General features: G+C 44.9%; 16 protein-coding genes. 1 reads left to right on the top strand and 15 read right to left on the bottom strand.

The window, feature by feature from the left end; translation table 11 throughout:
• Positions 1-11 precede the first annotated feature (11 nt).
• From ACYVRH_RS16475 to ACYVRH_RS16440, 8 genes are all read right to left on the bottom strand, one after another.
• Positions 12-2,444, bottom strand: a complete 2,433-nt coding sequence (locus ACYVRH_RS16475) for a YDG domain-containing protein (protein ID WP_461257931.1) — start codon at positions 2,442-2,444, stop codon at positions 12-14.
• Positions 2,445-2,479: 35 nt separating this feature from the next.
• Complete coding sequence (locus ACYVRH_RS16470) at positions 2,480-3,433, bottom strand: hypothetical protein (protein ID WP_461257930.1); 954 nt, start codon at positions 3,431-3,433, stop codon at positions 2,480-2,482.
• Entirely contained in the window at positions 3,430-5,067 is a 1,638-nt protein-coding gene (locus tag ACYVRH_RS16465) for a hypothetical protein (RefSeq protein WP_461257929.1), read from the bottom strand. Before ACYVRH_RS16465 ends, ACYVRH_RS16470 begins: the two co-directional genes overlap by 4 nt.
• A gap of 2 nt (positions 5,068-5,069) precedes the next feature.
• Positions 5,070-7,043, bottom strand: a complete 1,974-nt coding sequence (locus ACYVRH_RS16460) for an adenylate/guanylate cyclase domain-containing protein (protein ID WP_461257928.1) — start codon at positions 7,041-7,043, stop codon at positions 5,070-5,072.
• Positions 7,044-7,154: 111 nt separating this feature from the next.
• A complete protein-coding gene (locus ACYVRH_RS16455; RefSeq protein WP_461257927.1) occupies positions 7,155-8,366 on the bottom strand; it encodes a Crp/Fnr family transcriptional regulator in 1,212 nt (403 codons plus the stop codon).
• Between the two features lie 62 nt (positions 8,367-8,428).
• Complete coding sequence (locus ACYVRH_RS16450) at positions 8,429-9,223, bottom strand: response regulator (protein ID WP_461257926.1); 795 nt, start codon at positions 9,221-9,223, stop codon at positions 8,429-8,431.
• 43 nt (positions 9,224-9,266) lie between these two features.
• On the bottom strand, positions 9,267-9,674 hold the full coding sequence (locus ACYVRH_RS16445; protein ID WP_461257925.1) for a LytR/AlgR family response regulator transcription factor: 408 nt from the start codon (positions 9,672-9,674) through the stop codon (positions 9,267-9,269).
• Positions 9,671-11,398, bottom strand: a complete 1,728-nt coding sequence (locus ACYVRH_RS16440) for a sensor histidine kinase (protein ID WP_461257924.1) — start codon at positions 11,396-11,398, stop codon at positions 9,671-9,673. Before ACYVRH_RS16440 ends, ACYVRH_RS16445 begins: the two co-directional genes overlap by 4 nt.
• A gap of 112 nt (positions 11,399-11,510) precedes the next feature.
• Between ACYVRH_RS16440 and ACYVRH_RS16435 the strand changes: the two genes are divergently transcribed.
• Positions 11,511-11,789: a helix-turn-helix domain-containing protein gene (locus ACYVRH_RS16435; RefSeq protein WP_461257923.1), complete on the top strand. Its 279-nt coding sequence runs from the start codon at positions 11,511-11,513 to the stop codon at positions 11,787-11,789.
• A gap of 13 nt (positions 11,790-11,802) precedes the next feature.
• Here the strand turns inward: ACYVRH_RS16435 and ACYVRH_RS16430 are convergent, their stop codons facing one another.
• From ACYVRH_RS16430 to ACYVRH_RS16400, 7 genes are all read right to left on the bottom strand, one after another.
• Positions 11,803-14,034 (bottom strand): methyl-accepting chemotaxis protein, encoded by a 2,232-nt coding sequence (locus tag ACYVRH_RS16430; protein WP_461257922.1) that lies wholly within the window; start codon positions 14,032-14,034, stop codon positions 11,803-11,805.
• Positions 14,035-14,242: 208 nt separating this feature from the next.
• On the bottom strand, positions 14,243-14,998 hold the full coding sequence (gene udp, locus ACYVRH_RS16425; RefSeq protein WP_461257921.1) for a uridine phosphorylase: 756 nt from the start codon (positions 14,996-14,998) through the stop codon (positions 14,243-14,245).
• A complete protein-coding gene (locus ACYVRH_RS16420; RefSeq protein WP_461257920.1) occupies positions 14,998-15,951 on the bottom strand; it encodes an ABC transporter permease in 954 nt (317 codons plus the stop codon). Before ACYVRH_RS16420 ends, udp begins: the two co-directional genes overlap by 1 nt.
• Positions 15,948-17,081 (bottom strand): ABC transporter permease, encoded by a 1,134-nt coding sequence (locus tag ACYVRH_RS16415; RefSeq protein ID WP_461257919.1) that lies wholly within the window; start codon positions 17,079-17,081, stop codon positions 15,948-15,950. The genes ACYVRH_RS16420 and ACYVRH_RS16415 overlap by 4 nt, the downstream gene beginning before the upstream one ends.
• Entirely contained in the window at positions 17,078-18,574 is a 1,497-nt protein-coding gene (locus ACYVRH_RS16410) for an ABC transporter ATP-binding protein (RefSeq protein ID WP_461257918.1), read from the bottom strand. Before ACYVRH_RS16410 ends, ACYVRH_RS16415 begins: the two co-directional genes overlap by 4 nt.
• 26 nt (positions 18,575-18,600) lie before the next feature.
• Positions 18,601-19,686, bottom strand: a complete 1,086-nt coding sequence (locus ACYVRH_RS16405; protein ID WP_461257917.1) for a BMP family lipoprotein — start codon at positions 19,684-19,686, stop codon at positions 18,601-18,603.
• Positions 19,687-19,758: 72 nt separating this feature from the next.
• On the bottom strand, positions 19,759-20,175 hold the full coding sequence (locus ACYVRH_RS16400; RefSeq protein WP_461257916.1) for a bacteriohemerythrin: 417 nt from the start codon (positions 20,173-20,175) through the stop codon (positions 19,759-19,761).
• Between the last annotated feature and the right edge of the window lie 4 nt (positions 20,176-20,179).

Raw genomic sequence — 20,179 nt, 5'->3', positions numbered from 1 at the left:
TAATTTTCTGTCTAACTTTGTATCCTTATGGTGATTGCCTTGGAATAGGGCACGCCGTCTTTGAACACAAGCACGACAATAGCGTAAGTCTTGTCGACTTGCCTGCCACTAGCGTAAAAGGTGTATTCAGTTTTAGTCTCTCCGGTTTGTGCAACCCCGTTGACAGACCATCGATAGCTTTCGTAAGTTTTTTCTGTGGTAAGAGTAACGGTATCGTTTGTTCCTATCGTAATGAGGTCGCCGACAATTGGTGTCCCGTCCACCCTTATGATGGTGACGTGCGCCTCCGCCTCAATTTTGAGCGGCTCGCTGATGTTGCCTGCCGCATCCTCGACAACTACGTAAATGTCTTTCGCTCCCGCCGTCAGCGTTACGGCCTTGTTGCTGTTCGCGCCGTAATCGACCGCGCCGAGGGATGTACCCGCTTTGACTTGTGCGCTTGTGGGCGCGGCTACGCCTACGTTCTGCACAAGGTAATACGCCGTGCCAGCTTCATTGGTGGTAAAGCTTACCATTGCCAGTGTGTCGCTTTGCCGAATTATGTTATCTAATGTAAGTGTGGGAGCAGTGATGTCATGGACTGTAAAGCTGATGCCAAAACTCGCCGTAATGCCGTTGCCGCCGGAAATGGTAACGGTTGCGGTATAAGTCTCCAGGTCAAGCCCGGTTGCCGGCGAGACAGTAAATGTATCAGACCCGCCTGTGGCAATCGTTGTTATTGATGTTTTTAAAAGGGTGAAACTGCCGGAATTTGCCCCCGACAGCGCAATATCCAGAGCGCCTGTTGCCTGATTGCCGGTGTTGGTAACAGTTACCGTCAGCGGGCTTTGCGCACCGTAGCCATACTCCACAGCGGTAAAAATGTATGTCCCAGACGTAGAAAGGCTGATGCCGTAGGTGGGAGATTCGACGGTTGTAATCCCCGCGCTGACGTTTGGCACGCCTTCGTTGTAGTTCTCGTTTGAAGCTGAACGCGCATAGACAAAGTATGTAGTGTTTGCTGTCAATCCGCTAAAGGTTGTGCCGCTCTGCCATGCAGATAGGCCTGTTCCGTTACTCGCTGTGCTGATGGCGTATTCTATGCTTTGCCCTGTTGCCGTTTGCAGGCTTGCCGCGTTAACGGTAATAGTGTCGCTTGTGGGTGTACCGTTTACGGTCGGCGCGGTTACGGATGCGCCTGAGGCTTTGGTAATATTCGCCGTAACAGTTGCGGGCTGTGCCGAAAGGCTGTAATTACCCATGTCCGCGCCTGTCAGCGAATAACCGCTGAAGGTAACGAATTTATTAGTACCTACCGCCATGCTTTCAAATGAGGCGGTTCCGGCAATGACAGTTACATCATCACCGCTGATCAATCCGCTGATTACCGTTGTTCCTGTAACTGTTGCCGTTGTCGTGCCGTCATATTGCTTGTCGCTTGCCGACAGCCCTGTTATAGTTACGGGCTTGGGAGCAACTGTCAGCGTGTAGGTTGTTTGCGCGTGGGCGTAAACTAAGTCAGCCGCTTTCTCAGCGGAAATGACGGCGGAACCGTGTCTATGAATCGTTACCTGTCCCGAATTATCCACCGTGGCGACTGTTGGAGTATCGCTGTGATAGGTGATTGCTCCGCTTCCTTTGTGCGCGTTAGTAACAGCGTTTGTGAACGCCGGGTCGCCGTAAGTTTTGGTTATATGCCCTTCGTTATGCTCGCTGAAAGCAATGTGGTCAATTACCAGATCGGTATGTTCAAATATTGCGGTAATGGTGATAACGTCGTCAGCGGAGTCTGCGGCGTTTATGACATAGGTTCTAGTTCCGGTTCCGGCTTCTGTCACCGAGGCGATTGTTGCGGAAACGCCGCCGAAGTCCAGTTGGTTATAATGCTTCGTATTTGCGACCGTGTAGGTAAGCGTAACTGTAACGCCTTCAATGCCTTTATCGGGAGACGCTGTTAGGGCATCGTCTGATTCATCGCCTGATTTATGAATTTCAATAGTAAATTTTTTGTCTTTGTCCGTAATCGGAGCGCCGGAGCCGATAACAATGATAAAATCCTGGGTATAATCCTTTCCTTCCGCTTTGCCGTTTGGTATTCTTGCCGTTATTACAACTGTTCCGTCCGCATCGGCTTTTAAGATATTTCCGCTTATAACAGTCCCTGTAGTTCCCGCGTTTTTAACAGACCAAATAATATCTTTATTGCTCGCAAAGACGGGCCTTATTGTTGCGGTAAGGGCAAGAGGAGTTCCCGCCGTACCGGTTTCCGGCACGCCTTCAATGAACACTGTCGGTATATAAAACGGATCTGGGCCGCAGCCTGTTATTGCCAAAAAGCAAATAACAAATAGCAGGGAGCAAAGAGCAAAGTTAAGATTGTTGTATCTTGCTTTGCTGTTTGCTATTTGTTCATTGCTATTTGTTTTGTTATCTGCTGCCTGCTCTTTACTATTTGGTATACTCATTTTTCCTCCATTGCTCATTGCTCATTCCTCATTAGTTAAAATTGCCAGCCCGCGCCGATCCATGGGCGCAGACAGCCTGAATTGCCGGGTTTGTTAAATAAATGGTGAAAACCAATACCGGCTTCTAAATATAATTGTTTATACGCAAACCAAAGGAAGGACGCTTCAAGATTTATTTGGGGTATTAACCCTCCCAATGAAAACGAATAATCTTCAATGTTTATTTCGCTTACTTGAAAGAGAATGGCGGCTCCCGCTTTAAGCGTAACAGCCATCCTGTGGGGCAGAGGTTTTTGCGCGACAATGTTAAAACCTGTTACTCCTGTTTTTATGCCGACCGTATCAATACTTTTGGCGTTGTTAAGGGCGTACCATGACGTTGACAGTTCAATGCCGGGATTAAACCATCGCAGTTTATTGTAGAGAACGCCAAAACGGACAGACGCGCCGGCGGTATAAAATTCATTTCCGAAAATTTCCTGTATTCTTCCGTAGATGGGGATTAACGGAGTCCATGAGGCGCTTACATATAAATTAAACAGTTTATTGGTTTCATTGACACTTGGTACTGTCTGTTCATCTTCATAAGGCTGAAGGATGTAACTTCCGTCATCCGCTTTCTGCACTTCAACCCTGGCGATAGGGGCGGGTTTTATTTCAATGTTTATCCAGTCCGACGCGTCTCCGGGGTGTTCCAGGTAATCATATGGGATTATCCTGTAACGGTATTTTCCCAAAGGCAGGGAAACTTGAACGCTTGGCTTTTCGGTAAATTCCCGTATATACGTTTTGTAATTGCCGTCTTCGTTTTTTTCTATGACAATTTCATATTTAATGGTGTATTTGTCCCCTATCCATTCAATCGTTTGCACATAACGCTGTTCAATGACATAGCGTCCACCGCCGCTACTAGATGATTGCGCCCACAGGGGACGGCTAAATAAAAACGACGCCGTTAAAAAAACAAAAAGTGTAATTCTGTTCGTCATGGCGTAACCTCTGGCCCGTTAATTATCTTTATGGGTCCCGCGCGTGGAATGTCCACGACAAAGCGGTTTTCCACCGGGTTTCCATGCTGTTCAATTTCATTGTTACGCCCCGCTTTTACCGCCTCTACGCGCCAGAGGAAAATTCCTCGTCCGAGAGTTTTAATATCAATTGACCATGAAGTGCGGTTCTCAGGGCCTATTTGCGTGATCAGCCACCGTCCGTTGTTGGTTTCCTGATAAAGCGTAAAAATATAAGCGTTTGCCCCGTTTACCGCCGACCAATTAAAATTGACGTTAACTTTTTCAAGTTCTTCTATGCCGATACGGTATCCGTCTGCCGGTTGGCGGTTCGCGGGCGCGGGAAGAAGCGGAACGGGCGTAACTTGCGGTTGGCGGGGTGTTTGCGCGGGTTCTTCAGCAGAGGTGAAAGACGGGGTTTGAGGTTCTTCGCCTTTAACTATGCGGAAAGTTGACGGGCGCGGATTAACGGCGTCGCCTTCATTGGCTTGAGAAAAAACGGGCGTTACGCGCCAGTACCAAATTCCTTCCGTAAGGCTTGAATCGGAAAAAGATGCAGACGTTATCTGCTTTTTGATAATGGGGTTTCTGAATTCAGGCGTAACGTCCACTTCCAAAATGCAATACGAAACATCTTCAATTTGCGACCACTGGAAATACAGTTTTGGCGGTTCGGTTTCATAAAAAAACTGATTGTTTTTCGAGGGGCTTAACAGTTCAATTCCTTCGGCGTCCGTTATGGTGAAATGTCCCGAATCAAGAATTGCGCCGTTGTAAGTCAGCCGCCAGTTCCAAAGACCTGCGGAAAGAGCCGTCTGCGCCGAATCGTTAAGCTCGTTTAGGGTACGGACGGAACGGCTGAAAGATTGATCTCCTGCTATTTCAAGGCGCAGCGTATCATCAGGCTGAAGGTTGATTCTGTTCCATGAAAAAGCAATATTAAGCGGCACATCGGCGCTTTTACGGTAAAGGGCGTTAGGTTTAGGCTGAATGACAAACACTGCGGGTTCAGAGCGGATTGAACCTTCGCTGTCCATTGAAATTGCCTCTCCCGCGCCAAGTTCGCGGTCATGCCCATCTTCCGTAATTACCGCCGAACCTTTGCTGACTTGCAGAGCCACACCGTTTTCCCCGGCGGCTGCGTTAAGAGCGGTACCCGGCCCGGCTTTCATCTGTTTACCCATGATATTCAAAACAACGCTGCCGCCTTCGGGATCGGTAACAAGCCCTATGCTGCCTGATGAAAGATCAATTTGAAATTCGTCTGTTTCTTTGTCGTAGCGAAGGCGGAGAAGCGTGTTTTGATTTATCGTAACATCATTGCCGCCTACATGAAGGTCAATTTCGGAATTATCCCCCACGCGGATCATGTCATTGGAATATACGGGCGTTTCTCTAATCAGCCTGTCCCATATTACCCTGTCCGACATACGGCGCTGGACGATGTTTCTTTTTATGGAAACGGTCCCTATGGGAGTTTTGTTCTGCCCGTTGAGGGTTTGAAACAAATCCTCCCAAAACAGGTTGACGCTGTAAGCCGCCCCCGAAAGGCAGAGCAGGATAACAAGAAAATCCACAAGCCGGAATTTGCCTTTTGATTTCTTTTCGCCGCTCATTTTTATTTACCGCCGATTTTGTATTTGAGCTCTTCGGCGTTGACATTCGCTTTTGAAATATCAGGCGGCTTAATACCCAACAGTTTCCGCACTTCCGCCAAAGTCTTGGGGCCTGATTGAACAGAAACATGATTTACAACGGCAAAAAGACGCACCGGTTTTTCTTTTCCCTTTACCGTAACAGGGGGCATTTCCTCGACAATAAGATGTTCCTTTACCATGTTGTACGTATTTTCAGTAATCAGAATGTCCGTACCCAGGGGCTTGTTCAGCGCTTCCACGCGGGATGCCAGATTAACCGGATCGCCTATTACGGTGTACTCCATGCGAAGCTCGGAGCCGATCTGCCCGGCGGTAACTATTCCGGTGTTGATGCCGCAGCCGATGCTGATGGGCGGGTTTCCCAAGTTATCTTTTTTCCGGTCTTTGTTTATTTTATACAGTGCCACCCTCATCATAAGCGCCGCCTTGACGCAGTTAAGGGCGTCTTCCTGCGGGCTTCCCGCGGTACTTGCCGTTCCCCAATGGGCCATTACCGCGTCGCCGATAAATTTATCAATAATGCCGTTGGTCTTTTCAACACATTCGACCATGCGGGTTAAATATTCGTTAAGCCAAAAAACAATGCGGTCGGAAGCTTCGCTGCCGAATGCTTTTACAAAGTTTTCCGATTTTTCGGTAAAGCCGCGAATATCCGAAAAAAAGATAGTCGCGTGTTTGGACAGGCCGCCCGGTTTAATTTCTCCGCGCATGGCCTGTACCGCGATGTCGCGGTTTGTAAACTTGCCGAAAATGCTTAACGCGGAACACATCTTTCCAAAACTGGACGTTAACACGCCGATTTCATCACGGCTTGTGGGATGAAGTTTAATGTCAAAGACGCCGCCTTCTATCGTATGCGCCGCCTCCGCCAGAGTTTTAAGCGGCACAGAAATGCTTTTGGCAAAAAACCAGATGCACATTATAGAGAGACATAATATCGCGGCGGTCAGGTAGAGGTTGCGCCGCGTGGTCGCGTTTATGCCTTCAAAAACCTTGTCGTATTCAATTGTGGTGACTACGACGCTCCCTGCGGTATTCAGCCGAGTATAGGCAAGGTAGTAGCGTACTTTTTTGATTTCTTTCTGTTTGCTGTTTTTATTGATTTTTTCCCACAAGTAGGAAAAGAGGGAAGACGACGAATAATTTTGCGTTAGCTGAACGTCAATTTCGGCTAACATCTGCTTGCTCCTGTCTGGGCTGTTAAATATCTGTTTGATAATATCCTGTTCCGACAGATTCACGGCAATTTTTACTCTTTCCATGTCGGCGTCCGCTACAATATCGCCGTCCGCGTTTATAAGGTATGACGTATTTACACCCATGCCGAAACTTTCGTTCAGGTTTTCGGTCGAGAACAGAACGCAGCCGCTTCCTCCCTGTATGGGGAAAAATATCGCCGCAAGATACGCTGAACTTTGCGCTTTGTTAAACAGGGGCGAGGCGTTGACGAGTATTGTCCGCCCCATCCCGGCGTTTTTCAGCATTTTTACGCTATTGCCGCAAAAAGCGTCCACAAGCGTTGTATCAATTCCCCGCGTAAGGAAAAAACGCTCGTTGACGAGCACCCTGTCTGACCACTCGGAGGGTAGGGTTGTCGTATAAAAAAGAGCCGCAATTTGCGGGTTCTGCGTGAAGAAATAATTTGCTTCTTCCTGTATTGCGTCTCCGTTTTTCACAAACTCCGCCGTGCGGGAAAACGCCAAGGAAAGCAGGCGCATTTTTTCAAGGGTCTGTTCAGTTTCGGCGGCGGCGCGACGGTTCACCTCGAAGTTGTTTTCCTCGGCGGATACTTTCAAATCTCCATGAACCAGCCATGAAACCAACGCAGTTATAGATCCAAGTGAAACCAATACGATTATGGAAATAATGGTTATCAGCTTAGTGCCGATGGAAAAACGCACTTTTAATCTTTGTTTTTTTTCCCCTTCACCCATACTAAAAAATCCGCCTTTATGGAATATTTTACAAAACAAGGCGCGACAAAAGCGCGACAAATAAGGAAAAAAGAGAAAAAAAATTAAAATTTTCATTATCAGGGTTGGAAATTAAATTTTTCTGTTCTCGGCTATTTTTTGCGCTCTGCGGTAGAATGCGGACTCTTTTAGTATGTCCGAGATTTTGTTAATCTGGATTTTTTCGTCCTTAAAGATCAATTTTCCGTCACCTATGACTCTGCGGGTAAGATATTTGTTCTCGGATTCTGGCATACCCGCCATACCCATTAATTCCTTAATACCGAAACTACATTGATACGGTTCTCCACTGTTAATGTCAACACGGTTTTTTTCAAGCTGGATAAGCAGAGCGTCATAAATGCGCCCTAACGGATTTTCTATGAAGGTGTTATCAAGCTGGCGGTAGAGAAACCAAATGCGTTCGGACATTAAAGTCGCCATGCGGACTACCATATCGGGCTGATCTTTTATGAGATTTGAAAAATTTTTTCGGTTAACCGCCAATAATGTGCAGTCTTCGTAAACTTCGGCGGTGGCGGCGCGGGGCTTGTCTTCCAACAGCGCCATTTCGCCGAAAATATCGCCTTTGCCAAGAACCGCAAGGATAATTTCTTTATTGTCAACAATCTTTGTTATTTTTACCGAACCGTCCTGAATGATATACATGGTATGCCCGGTTTCGCCTTCGGCAAAAAGCAGGTGTTCTTTTGGATATTTCTGTATCATTTTGTCAGGCGAGTATTCCAGCCTTGTCTCAGTAACGGAATTTTCCATTTCAGCTACATTTGCCTTAATATCGTCTATATCAAACGCATCGGGGCAGAGGGCAAGGTATTGGCGGTATGCGTATAACGCCGATTTTAGTTTGCCTGAGTTTTTGTAATATTCGCCTATTTGAACTATGTGCGAAGGATCGGCGGAAGCGGTGTTTTTTAACGTCCGTTGCGAAAGGGCGATGTCCAATTCCCGCAGTCTTTGGGAAAAAGCCTTTATGCTGTTGACGGCTATGGTATTGACTTTACGGATAAGGCTTCCGTATTGTTTCCGTTCTACCGCCAGCAAGGTAACGTCCGTCACGGCTGCCGCCGATTCAATATAGCCGTGCGCCGCCATTGTGGAAATAAGTCCGAACATTTCCCCGTGTCCTAACACGCTTCCTGTTTCATCGGTTAACGCTTCGCGGATAATCCGCACTTTGCCTTGTTTGATAATGTAAAATTTGTCGGCGTTTTGTTTTCCTTCCACAAAGATATACGCGTCTTTTTTAAGTTTAACGGTAACGGGATGAAATTCATCGGACATAATAACCCCTTGTTGTATCCTACAAAACAAGGCGCGACAAATATGCGACAAAGCGCGATAAATTATTTTCTTTTGCTTTCCAGATAAGCGGCGTCAATTTCAGCCCAACTGTACTGCGCCATGAATTCGCCCGCGTAGGAATTAGCCGCTTTTGCGTTGCCGTTAAGCATTTCATAAAAATCGCATGACAGTTTGTCAGGGGAGACGGCTAAATTTTTCCATTTTCTGATTATTATGTCTTCGACATTCAAAGATTTTAGCGTCTTGATTAAATCGGCTACCAAGTGCCGGAAGTGGCTTTGCGTAGCGGGTGAGTCGTCTTTGTCTTCCCAAATTACGGCGATTATTTCGTTATTACTGCATAACGCCCCTTTTCTGCTTACAAGATAGGCAAATAATTCCTTTGTTTTGGAACGGGTAAACAAAACCGGGTTTTCGTCTACAAAAACTTCAAAATTACCGAAGGTTTGCACACGCACCCTTTTATCGGGTTCCGTCTTGACAGGAAAACGAAGGTTTTCCAGAGCTTCTTTAACCGCTTTTTTGGTAACGGGCTTCATTACATAATCGCTTGCCTTGACCGTATAGGAATCCAGCGCGTACTTTGAATATCCGGTTACATATACGATGTTGGTCTTGCCGTTAATTTCTTTGATTTTTTGAGCGAGTTCAATGCCGGTCATTCCCCACATTTCTATGTCCAAAAACGCAATGTCGCATACGTTCTCTTTCGCAAAGTCAAGCAGTTCGGACGGTTTGGAAAAACTGTGAACCTCATCGGTTGGACACGCTTCTTTAATTGACGAAACAAGTTCCTCCAGAGCTAAAACATTATCGTCTATGGCGAGTATGTTCATTTTGTTTGTGCCCCCTTATGTATTCAATTTTTTTATTTCATAACTACTGGAAAAATTTTTTTATAAATTCCATTAATAGTTCTTTATTTAATTTAACAGGATAACGAAGGTTTTCTAAAGCCTCTTTAACCGCTTCTTTAGTAACGGGCTTCATTACATAATCGCTTGCCTTGACCGCATAGGAATCCTTGGCGTATTCTGAAAAGCCAGTAACAAATATTATATTAGTATTACTGTTTATTTCTTTTAACTTGTACGCAAGTTCAATGCCGTTTATACCCCACATTTCAATGTCTAAAAACGCAATGTCGCATATGTTTTCTTTTGCAAAGTCAAGCAGTTCTGACGGCTTGGAAAAACTGTGAATATCATCGTCAGGACACGCTTCTTTAATTGATGAAACAAGTTCCTCCAGAGCCATAACATTGTCATCTATGGCGAGTATGTTCATTTTGCCTGTACCTCTTTTTGATTGCCGTTTTTAGGAATAATTATTGTAGCGGTTGTCCCTTCGCCGGGTTTGCTTTCTATTTCAAGCGAACCACCGCATTGCGCGGAAAGCCTTAAACGGACATTGTTTAATCCGATGTGCTGTTGCCCGTCATCAATTGTTTTTTCGGAATCAAAACCCGCGCCGTCATCGGTAATAATAACAAGATAACCGCTGTCTGTCTCCTTTGTTGAAATGGTAACAGTGCCGCCGCCTTCTTTTTTTCCTATGCCGTGCTTTACGGCGTTTTCAGCTATAGGTTGCAGGGTAAGGGCGGGAAGTTTAAAGTTTTCCGCTTGTATGTCGTATATAACATTTAACGCCTCGCCGTACATGGCTTTTTCCAAATTCATAAAACCTATTGTGTGGTTTAGTTCGTTTACAAAAGGTATTGGCTCCGTGCGCTCCAATAAATTCATGTTTGCCCTTAAATAATTGGAAAAATTTATGGTCGCTTTTTTTGCTTCGGCGGGGTCTTTGTCGCACAGCCTTGATATGACGGCGAGGGCGTTGTATAAAAAATGCGGCTGTATCTGGGAAAGCATGATCGAGATACGGCTTTCATTAAGTTTCTTTTCCGTTTGCAATTTGTCTTCCAAAATCGTTTTTATGTCCGTTGCCATCGAGTTCACGGCATTCTTGATTTTGTCAAACTCATCGTTGTAACTGCCCTCTATCCTTGCGTCCAAGTTTCCTTCAGCGATTTTCCTAATTCCTGTTACCAGATAATTAACAGGACGGAGAAGTCCGCCAACAACCAGATAAATTAAGGCGGTTATGACAACGACCGTTATAAGCAGAAGCATTACCGAATCAAGCAGAAGGCGGTTGCGTTCCTGATGATAATCACGCTCCGGCACAAGGGCTACAACGGTAGTGCCGTTTTCGTTTTTGTAACCAGCGTAATACAGATTGTCGTCTATATTCAGCCACGAGAACCCGTTACCAGAGCTTACCGTTTTATACCAATCTTTGTCCGATACGTCTGACCTGTCTCCTTTTGGGTGCGCTGTTATAAATCCGTTAGATAACACCATGCCAAAGCCGTTTTGTCCTATTTTAGTTTCTTTTATAGTCTTGTTAATATTTATTTCTTTCTGTAACCTGCCGATTACGTCCGCATTAAAACCAATCTGGATAAAGCCGCCGTTTTTCCTTGCGATTCCGGTATAATGATTGATGTCGCCAACATCGTCTTTGAACACGGACGCTCTAGGTTCTTCGCTTAATACGGTTATGGTTCCGTTTGCCAGTTTCATATACTCGTTGGTAGTTTCGTTTAACTTATAATCAAAGCCTATGTATTTAGGGACGCTGCTGGCGATAATAATGCCGTTTGAATTGGCAACGCTTAATTCTATAATATCAAGAGGCTGCGCTATCCGCAGTAATCTTTCTGACGACATAAGACCGGGCGTATTGTCCAGTATATCCACGACGGTCTTCGCTATAGCAATATGTTTTTCGTTGAGCGTTTGTTTGGTGGCGTCAAGTATGATATTCAAATGCCTGATTTGCGCCAAAATGCTGTCGTCAAAAATTTCCATATTGGCGTTGGTTTTTGTTTTCACGGAAGAGTCCAATAGTCTGTAATTGATAAATGAGACGATCAGAACGGAAACGATAAATATAGCCAATATTGGGATTAGCACTTTGATTTTGAAACTTACTTTTTTTTCACGCATATTTTTCTCGCTTTGAAATGTTTGTCATTTTGATATTCTACCAAATAAAATGCGACAAATGTGCGACAAATAGGGAAAATTCCTGTATGGACGGAACTTTCATCATAGAGCAATGCTGAAAGCGGCGGTTACTGCGGGAAAAGCAGGTATTTCATCTCCGTTTTTAGGGGCGATTGAGAGAGGAGAAAAATGGCCAAGCCCTGAAACTTTAGCCGGAATAGCGGCAGGATTAAAAGTTAATCCATACGATTTATTAAAACCTGAACATAACATTTCCAGAGACATTAATAAACTTACCGAAAAAATGTTAAAGAATATAAAGAAAACGGTTAATCAAACAGTAAGGGCAATTAATGTATCTTTACAGGAAAATTCGGAGACGGAAAAATAACTTGATGGTTATTCTAATTATTAAGTATTTTCCCTATCCTTTTTTTCAGATCATCGTTATTGTATGGCTTTTTGATATAATCAACCGCTCCCATTTCATGCGCGTGTTTTATGTCTTTAGGATCGTTTGATGACGTGAAAAAGGCTATAGAGGTATCGTGCAAGCCGCTTATCGCTTTTATCCTGCCATAAGTATCCCATCCGTCCATATCAGGCATTATTAAATCCAGTAATATTAATTTGGGAACCAGACCCTGATAAAATAGGCCAAGCGCTTCTTTGCCCGATTTAGCGGTTGATATTTCATAATCATCCCGCAGTACGGATTCCACCATTTCAAGATGAATAACGTCGTCATCAACAACAAGGATTTTTTGTTTCTCGTTAGCTACGGTATTATTAAATTTTTGCGTTTCCAGTTTTAGTGATTCAAAGTTACGGTTGTTTTCCAAGCTCATGTCATTTACATGGTTCACCGAAACATTTATCTGATTAATACCCTTCAGTATCTCGTTCATGCCTATTACCGTTTCTTTGCTTATTTTTATAAATTGATCGGTTTCCTGAACAAGCATCTCCCCCGATTCCGCCATGTTATCAGACCCATTTTTGACCGAGGACGTTAAATCTCGCAGCCGGCTTATGGATTCCAATATTTGTTTTCCGCCCGTTTCCTGTTCTTCCATCGCGTTTAGGATATTTTGTTCATGCTCGGAAACTGTTTTTACGCTTGAGTCTATAGCCCCGAAACGCGACAACACGTCATTGGAGGATTTGCTAATGTTGTCTATGGACGCTTTTATTTTTTTCAACATTGATGCTGTGGTTTTTGATTGTTTGCTGGACGACTCCGCGAGCTTGCGGATTTCATCGGCGACTACGGCAAAGCCCCTCCCCGCTTCTCCGGCATGTGCGGCTTCAATCGCGGCGTTCATCGAAAGCAGGTTTGTCTGGGCTGCGATATTGTTCATTACCGAGTTTATTTCCAGCAGTCCCTCGGAATCATGGGCTATTTCCAGTATCTCCTGCGCGACTAATTGGAGTCCGGTCTTGCCGTTTTCTGACGCTTCGGTTAAAACGCCGACGTTTTTACTGTTTTCTACCAGCGTCTGAGTTACTGAATGAATGTTAGCTGTCATTTCCTCAATGGCGGAAGACGATATGTTTACGCTGTCCCTCTGTTGTTCTATCATCTTGTTAAGACTGTCAATATTTTCTTTAATATTCCCAACCGCCTTGCCCGCTTCTTCCGCGCCGTTTTCCTGTTTGACCATGAGATTCTTCATATTGTCAAGGTTCAATGAAATCTGCTCCACTGCGGCAGACGTTTTACCCATACTGATGGAAAGTTCAAAACTGGTATGGTTAAGCCCGTTGATTTTGTATTTTATCGTCCCGATTCCGCCGCCCAGATGTTCGCAAAAAGAGTTCACCATACCGGCGATAGTGCCAAGTTCGTCTACGGAACAAATAGAAATTCTCTTTGTAAGGTCTTTCTGCTCTGATGAAAGATTTTCAAGCTGCGCGATTACTGAATTGTAGGTCGCTCCCGTGTTTTTCTTAAGGTTAAACGCCAGACAAAAAATACAGATAAAAAAGATAATCAGCGGCAGCAATAAAAATGACACGGCAGTTCCTTTAAGCACATTCAAGTTCCCGCCAAAGTGATGAATACCGAGCATGGTAACGGAACAGGTGAAAAGGAGCGTTACAAGAACTGCCGCCATGGGGATAATCCATGACTTGGCTTCCTGACGCTTTTCCCGGCAATCGAGGGGGTATTTGGTAAAATTATGCGCAAGCAATGTACGGGAAACAAGACCGTCACCCGTCACGTAAATAAATGTTCCTACCAACATTCCAAAGGAAAGGGCTGTCATAAACAGTTGCCCTTTTATGGAAGGATCAAGGCGCAGATAATTGCCCAAGAAAACAATCCCAAGAAAAACGGCATGGGTAACCACGTTAAGGGCGATTCTTTTAATTGGCACTGCTCCTATTTTTTTAAGCCAAAGCAGATACTGTTCTCCGTCCAGCTTTGTAAAATAAGTATAATCAAAATATTTAGCTCCCTGCCCTAAAATAGCGCAATAAAGAACCAGAAAAATGAATGCGGGAATACCAAGCCGGAAGCGAAGCTGGGAAAAAGAACTGCCAAAGAACAGCAGTATCAAAAAATCAGCAGTCATCATGGCGATGCCCGTCCCTAAAACAAGGGTCAGAAAATTATATTTTTGGTTTTTCATTTGTCATTCCTATTGCTATTATATATATCGCAAGTTATGTGATAAAACTTATCATTTTTAAATATTTTTAAAAAGTCAATTAGTTTTTTCTTGAAATTTAAAATGTCAAAGATAATTACTTTTTTTAGATATTATTACAACAATAAAAACAATTAATGCTTTTTTTTAAATAATATCAAAAAAGAAAAATAATATGCGCCAGAATAAATTATTTTCCTTCCATTCCAATCAAAAGCCGCACCGCTTCCACCGCTGTTTTAATTGCCGCTTCAGTATCATGGCAATGAGGATTGCTCATTCCCGCTTTCTCCCGCTCCTGATTCCACACCACATTAAGAACGCATCCCGCGCGAGCGCCGAGTATTTGGCTTACTATATAAAGGGTTGAGCTTTCCATTTCGGAGGCAAGGCATCCTGCTTTTATCCACGCTTCCCATTTGTCTTTTAGCTCATAGCCAGAAGGCATACGGTCGGGGCTGTGCTGTCCGTAAAAAGAATCTTTGCACTGCACGATTCCCGTATGCCATTTTTGATTTAAATTTTTTGCCGCCTGAACAAGCGCGTTTGTAACGTCAAGGTTAGCGACGGCGGGAAATTCAATCGGGACATACTCCTTTGTAGTTCCCTCCATGCGTATGGCTCCGGTCGCGATAACAATGTCGCCGCCAAGAACGGGAAGAGCCATGCCGCCGCAGGTTCCGATGCGGATAAAGTTACGCACTCCTGTTTTAAAAAGCTCTTCTACGGCAATGGCGGTGGAAGGGCCGCCCATTCCGGTTGAAATCGCCATTACCGTTTTTCCCGATACTTCACCTAACCATGTAGTGTATTCGCGGTTTTGATGAAAAAAGCGCGGGTTATCAAAATGCGAAGCTATTTTTTCAACTCGCCCCGGGTCGCCGGGAAGAATTGCGTATAATGCGCCGTGGCTGTCGTCAAAATCAACATGATATTGTTTTTCCATTATCGGCGCCCTTTGTCATAAGGTATGCCTTCCGCCTTCGGAGCCTGCGAAGATTTTGAACTGAACGCGAGAACGACCAGCGTGGTTACGTAGGGGATTATTTTGTAGACGACGCTTGGAATGGAAATCGCGCTCAGGAAAGGTATGCCCGAAGACGCGGAAGATATCGCTTTCATCAGTCCGAAGAAAAAGGCGGCGGATAAAATGTGCCCGGGTTTCCACTGGCCAAAAATTAAAACCGCCAGCGCTAAAAATCCGTAACCTGAAACTTCAGCGTTAAACTGCGTGGATGTCGGGATAATAAAGACAAGCCCCCCAAGGCCGGCAAGCGCCCCTGAGATCATAACGCCAGCGTAACGCATATTGTACACGTTTATTCCGGCGGAATCGGAGGCTTGCGGATGTTCGCCGCAGGAGCGCAGGCGAAGCCCGAAGCGCGTTTTGTAAAGAATTGCGGCTGAAATAGCGAGGATAAGGAAACCGATAAACGTGGTGATATACGCGTTTTTAAAAAATAAATCTCCGATAAACGGAATGTCACCTAGCAGCGGGACTTTTTCGATACGGAACTGGTTTACAAATGGAATTTGCTGAACGGTGCGAATCATGCGCGCTATGTAAATTGCCACAGCGGGAGCCAGCATGTTAATCGCCGTGCCGCTTATTATTTGATCGGCTTTCATGTTAATACTGGCGTAAGCGTGAAGGAGCGAAACCACAACGCCGGTTACCATGGAGACCAGCACCGCCAACAGCAAAATGGGCTGTCCGGGAATGAAATGCTGCAATGTGCTGATGAACAAAACTCCGGCAAACGCGCCAAAGATCATGATGCCTTCAAGAGCGATGTTGATTACGCCGGAGCGCTCGCTGAACATTCCTCCAAGGGCGACTATCAAAAGCGGAATGGAAAAAAACATGGTTTGCTGGACAAGAAAATACAATATGCTCATGTTTCGCCCCCCAATCGTTTTTTTAGGGAGTTAAAAAAGTTTTTAACAAGGAGCGCGAAGGCGCTGAAATAAATTATTACGCTGATAATTATTTCGATTACCTGCGGCGCAAAATTGTACAACTGCATATTAAAGCCGCCTTCGTTAAGGTACGCTATTAACATACCGGAAAAAATTATTCCCAGCGGATTGTTCAATCCTAAAAGCGCGACGGGAATGCCGTTGAAGCCTTCCGGCGCGAGAACGTCAACAACGGTGATGCCCTTGCCAGAACCCGCAAGATACAACAATGCGCCGCCAAGCCCCGCAAGAGCGCCCGCAATCGTCATGCTGAGCATTATGCTTCTCTTTTCGTTGATTCCCGCGTAACGGGCTGCTTCGCGGTTAAAACCGCAAGCTTTAAGCTCGTAGCCGAAGGCAGTTTTTTCAAGAATAATATAGATCAATACAGCGAATAAAATAGCGATAAAAAATCCCGAGTTCGCGCTTGAAACGTTATAACCGTCTTTGAATATATGATTCATTCCGATTTTTGGAATATTGGCAGTCTCCAGAACGCGCATACTCTGATTTCTAAGAGAATCAAACATTGTTTTTGTTACGAGAAAATTTACCAAATAAGTGCCGGTGTAATTCATCATTATGCAGGCAATTACTTCGTTCACATTGAAAACGGCTTTAAAAAAACCGGGGATGGCGCCCCAAAGGGCGCCGGCAAGAACTGCTGCGATTAAAGCGGCAATCCAATGCAGATGGCCGGGAAGGAAATCGCACTTAACGCCGACAAGAACAGCCGCATAAGCGCCTGTGATAAACTGCCCCGAGGCTCCAATGTTAAAAAGCCCCGTCTTGCTTGAAAAGCCGACTGAAAGACCCGTCATAATTATTGGGGTTGCGAAGTATAAGACTTGCCCGAATTCGCGCATATTTGAAAATCCGCTTGAAAGGATCGCGCCAAACCCTTGAGCCGCTTGAGAAGCGTTGCTAATTAAAAGAATTATAAATCCGGCAAGCAGGCCGACTAAAATCGCGGCGACGGAAGAAAGCGTATTTATTACGGGAGGAGTAAGTCCGCTGTTTAAAAGATTTATTCCTTTTTGAAGATTTATTTTTTGAAGATTTATCTTCATGCCGCCCCCTGCTTTGCGGCTCCCGCCATATAAAGCCCCAGTTCTTTGTAACTTACTTCTTTTGGTTTAACATCTGCAACGATTTTTCCCTCAAATATAACTAGGATTCTGTCGCTGACATCCATCACTTCATCAAGTTCAAGCGACACTAAAAGCACTCCCTTTCCCTTGTCGCGTTCCGCTACAAGCTGTTTGTGGATATACTCGATAGCGCCGACATCAAGCCCTCTTGTCGGCTGAACGGCGATAAGCAGGCGCGAATCGCGCGATATTTCCCTTGCGACAATCGCCTTCTGCTGGTTGCCGCCCGACATGCTTCGCGTTATAGAGTGCGCCCCCTGACCGGAACGAATGTCAAATTTTTCAATTAATTCGTCGGCGTATTTATAAATTTCATTAAATTTAAGAAAACCGTTTTTCTGAAAACGGCTTGTAAAATAACTCTGTAAAACCAGATTAAAAGCGAGGTTGTAATCCAGCACAAGGCCGTGCTTATGCCTGTCTTCGGGAATATGCGCCATGCCCCTTGAGCGAATATCGTTATGTGTAATTTCCCTTCCCTCAAGAAATACGCGCCCGGTCGCTTCAGTCATTCCGGCAAGGGCATGGATCAGCTCTTGCTGTCCGTTCCCGTCAATTCCCGCGATGCATAAAATTTCCCCGGAACGGACTTCAAAACTCGCGTTATTTACAAGCGCTTTTTCGTGAACCTTGCTCTTAACCGTAAGATTTTCCACTTTAAGAATCACGTCTCCGGCCTGCCGCTCCGTCTTTTCCACGGACAGGTTTACCTTTCTGCCGACCATCATTTCAGATAACTCTTCTTTTGAGACTGAGGCTACGTCAACCGTCCCTATATATGTCCCTTTGCGAAGAACGGTACATCGGTCGGCAACGGCTTTTATTTCTTCAAGTTTATGGGTAATAAATAAAATTGATTTGTTTTCCGCGATAAGGTTTTTCATTATGTGCATTAATTCTTCAATTTCCTGCGGAGTGAGCACCGCAGTCGGCTCGTCAAAGATCAGGATTTCATTTTCGCGGTAGAGCATTTTTAGTATTTCTACCCTCTGCTGCATTCCCACGGTAATGTCGGAAATAAGGGCGTCGGGATTGATTTCAAGTTTGTAACGTTTGGACAATTCAACTATCTGGGCGCGGGCGTCGTCCAATTTTAACATTCCGTATTTGACCGTCTCCGCGCCTAGAATAATATTTTCCAGAACCGTAAAATTATGAACGAGTTTAAAATGCTGGTGAACCATTCCGATTCCCAGTTTTCTCGCGTCATTCGGCCCGTTAATATGGACAACTTCGCCGTTTTTTTTAATTTCGCCCTTTTCAGCCTGATACAGGCCGAAAAGGACGCTCATAAGGGTTGACTTGCCAGCCCCATTTTCACCTAACAAGGCGTGAATCTCGCCTTTTTTTAGTCGCAGAGTAATATTGTCATTGGCTACGATGCCGGGAAATACCTTGGTAATCCCGGCCATCTCAACAATGTAGTCCGCCACGTTTTTTACTTTACTTCCGTAATCCTGGATATGGTAACTGGAACTACTTTGGGGCTTCCGTTGCTGTCAAGATTATCCACTCTGGGAATTTCGCCGGATGCCAGCTTTGCGAAAATGCTGTCGTAATCAGCTTGTTTGAATGTCTGGAATTTGGAAGACTTCATAGGAAGTCCGACGCCCTGGTTATCAGCGGCGAAAACTAAAGTCTGGCCGCCTGGGAATTTTCCGTTGTAATAATCGGCAATACAATCGTAAACCGAAACCTGAAGTCCCTTCATCGCCGAAGTAATAACTGTGGAAGATTCGCCCGACTGATCCACGTCAACGCCGATTACTTTCTTGCCGGCCTGTTCAGCCGCCGCCATTACAGAGTTGCCAACCGCCCCTCCACATGCGAAGATTATGTCCAATCCGCTGTTGTACCACGACGCGGCAAGCGTTTGGGCTTCGGGTGTGGCGGCAAAACCGCCCGTATAATGGTAGTTAATTGTAATTGCGCCGGAAGCGAGTTTTAATTCTTGAGCCGCATATTCCGCGCCCTGAACAAAACCGTAACCGTAACGGACAACGGCGGGAACCGCCATTCCGCCTACAAAACCGAGTTTTCTGTTGCCGTCTTTGACAACCGCGTATCCCGCGAGAAAGCCAGCCTGATCTTCGGCGTAATTAACGCCTACGGTATTTTTGCCTGTTTTAAATTGAGAATAATCTTCGTTGTGCGGCACGCCGTCTACCAAAATGAAATTCACATTTGGATAGCGATCCTGCGCATGGAAGACCGGGGTTTCAAAAAGGAAGCCCGGAGTTACTACTATTTTCGCTCCGCCGCGGACCGCCAGATCAATCGCCGTAAGGTAAGCGTCGTTGCTCTGTTCGGCAGGCTGGTAGTATTTGTGGGAAATGTTCTTTTCTTTGGCATATTGAACCAATCCTTCCCATGAACCCTGATTGAATGATTTATCATCGATAGTGCCAAGGTCGGTAACAAGAGCGAGATCAAACGTCTCCGCGCTCTTTTTTTGTTCCTGCTTTTTCGAGCAGCCCGAAAGTAATACTAAAATAGCAAATAAAACTAAAAATGTTTTTTTCATAAAAAACTCCCCTTAATTATTTTTATTTATATTATAGAAATCGTAAAAAAATGTCAATAGGGAATTTTACGGTTAAGCCCCTGTGGCGCCCTTGGATTTTAGGTAGGCGGCCATTTTAATATCACTGCCTTTTATATGGAGAATCAGCCAGTCGCCTACGGTTTTGACGGCGGTGTCTATTAATTCTTTTTGGGGGCCTTTTTCAATAAGGGTATTGGTCAGTTCTTTGACTGTCGCCTTGAAATCATCATGGCTTTTTTTATGGGTTGCATAATCGGGATACCCGTATTCTTTTTGTAATTTTTCTTCCATCAAAAAATGCATAATGGTATATTGGCTGAGGAAGTCGAGTGTTTTATAAATTTCATCCTTGCCGCGTCCCTGCTGTGATTCTTCAATAATTTTATTAAGAGTTGCAAACAACTGCTTGTGCTGTTCGTCTATTTTTTCATGCCCTGTTTCAAGGCTTTTATCCCATTTATAATCCATAACA

This window comes from Treponema sp. R80B11-R83G3 (genome assembly GCF_054786115.1).
Note: the sequence above shows the minus strand (reverse complement) of the source record. Positions and strands in the feature narration are given on the sequence as shown.

Bases quoted from the DNA above. Each gene is read 5' to 3' on its own strand.
- ACYVRH_RS16400 (WP_461257916.1), bottom strand. From the start codon at position 20,175: ATGGATTATAAATGGGATAAAAGCCTTGAAACAGGGCATGAAAAAATA.
- ACYVRH_RS16435 (WP_461257923.1), top strand. From the start codon at position 11,511: ATGCTGAAAGCGGCGGTTACTGCGGGAAAAGCAGGTATTTCATCTCCG.
- ACYVRH_RS16445 (WP_461257925.1), bottom strand. From the start codon at position 9,674: ATGAACATACTCGCCATAGATGACAATGTTATGGCTCTGGAGGAACTT.
- ACYVRH_RS16420 (WP_461257920.1), bottom strand. From the start codon at position 15,951: ATGAGCATATTGTATTTTCTTGTCCAGCAAACCATGTTTTTTTCCATT.
- ACYVRH_RS16465 (WP_461257929.1), bottom strand. From the start codon at position 5,067: ATGAGCGGCGAAAAGAAATCAAAAGGCAAATTCCGGCTTGTGGATTTT.
- ACYVRH_RS16460 (WP_461257928.1), bottom strand. From the start codon at position 7,043: ATGGGTGAAGGGGAAAAAAAACAAAGATTAAAAGTGCGTTTTTCCATC.
- ACYVRH_RS16405 (WP_461257917.1), bottom strand. From the start codon at position 19,686: ATGAAAAAAACATTTTTAGTTTTATTTGCTATTTTAGTATTACTTTCG.
- ACYVRH_RS16410 (WP_461257918.1), bottom strand. From the start codon at position 18,574: ATGGCCGGGATTACCAAGGTATTTCCCGGCATCGTAGCCAATGACAAT.
- ACYVRH_RS16455 (WP_461257927.1), bottom strand. From the start codon at position 8,366: ATGTCCGATGAATTTCATCCCGTTACCGTTAAACTTAAAAAAGACGCG.
- ACYVRH_RS16475 (WP_461257931.1), bottom strand. From the start codon at position 2,444: ATGAGTATACCAAATAGTAAAGAGCAGGCAGCAGATAACAAAACAAAT.
- udp (WP_461257921.1), bottom strand. From the start codon at position 14,998: ATGGAAAAACAATATCATGTTGATTTTGACGACAGCCACGGCGCATTA.
- ACYVRH_RS16430 (WP_461257922.1), bottom strand. From the start codon at position 14,034: ATGAAAAACCAAAAATATAATTTTCTGACCCTTGTTTTAGGGACGGGC.
- ACYVRH_RS16440 (WP_461257924.1), bottom strand. From the start codon at position 11,398: ATGCGTGAAAAAAAAGTAAGTTTCAAAATCAAAGTGCTAATCCCAATA.
- ACYVRH_RS16450 (WP_461257926.1), bottom strand. From the start codon at position 9,223: ATGAACATACTCGCCATAGACGATAATGTTTTAGCTCTGGAGGAACTT.
- ACYVRH_RS16415 (WP_461257919.1), bottom strand. From the start codon at position 17,081: ATGAAGATAAATCTTCAAAAAATAAATCTTCAAAAAGGAATAAATCTT.
- ACYVRH_RS16470 (WP_461257930.1), bottom strand. From the start codon at position 3,433: ATGACGAACAGAATTACACTTTTTGTTTTTTTAACGGCGTCGTTTTTA.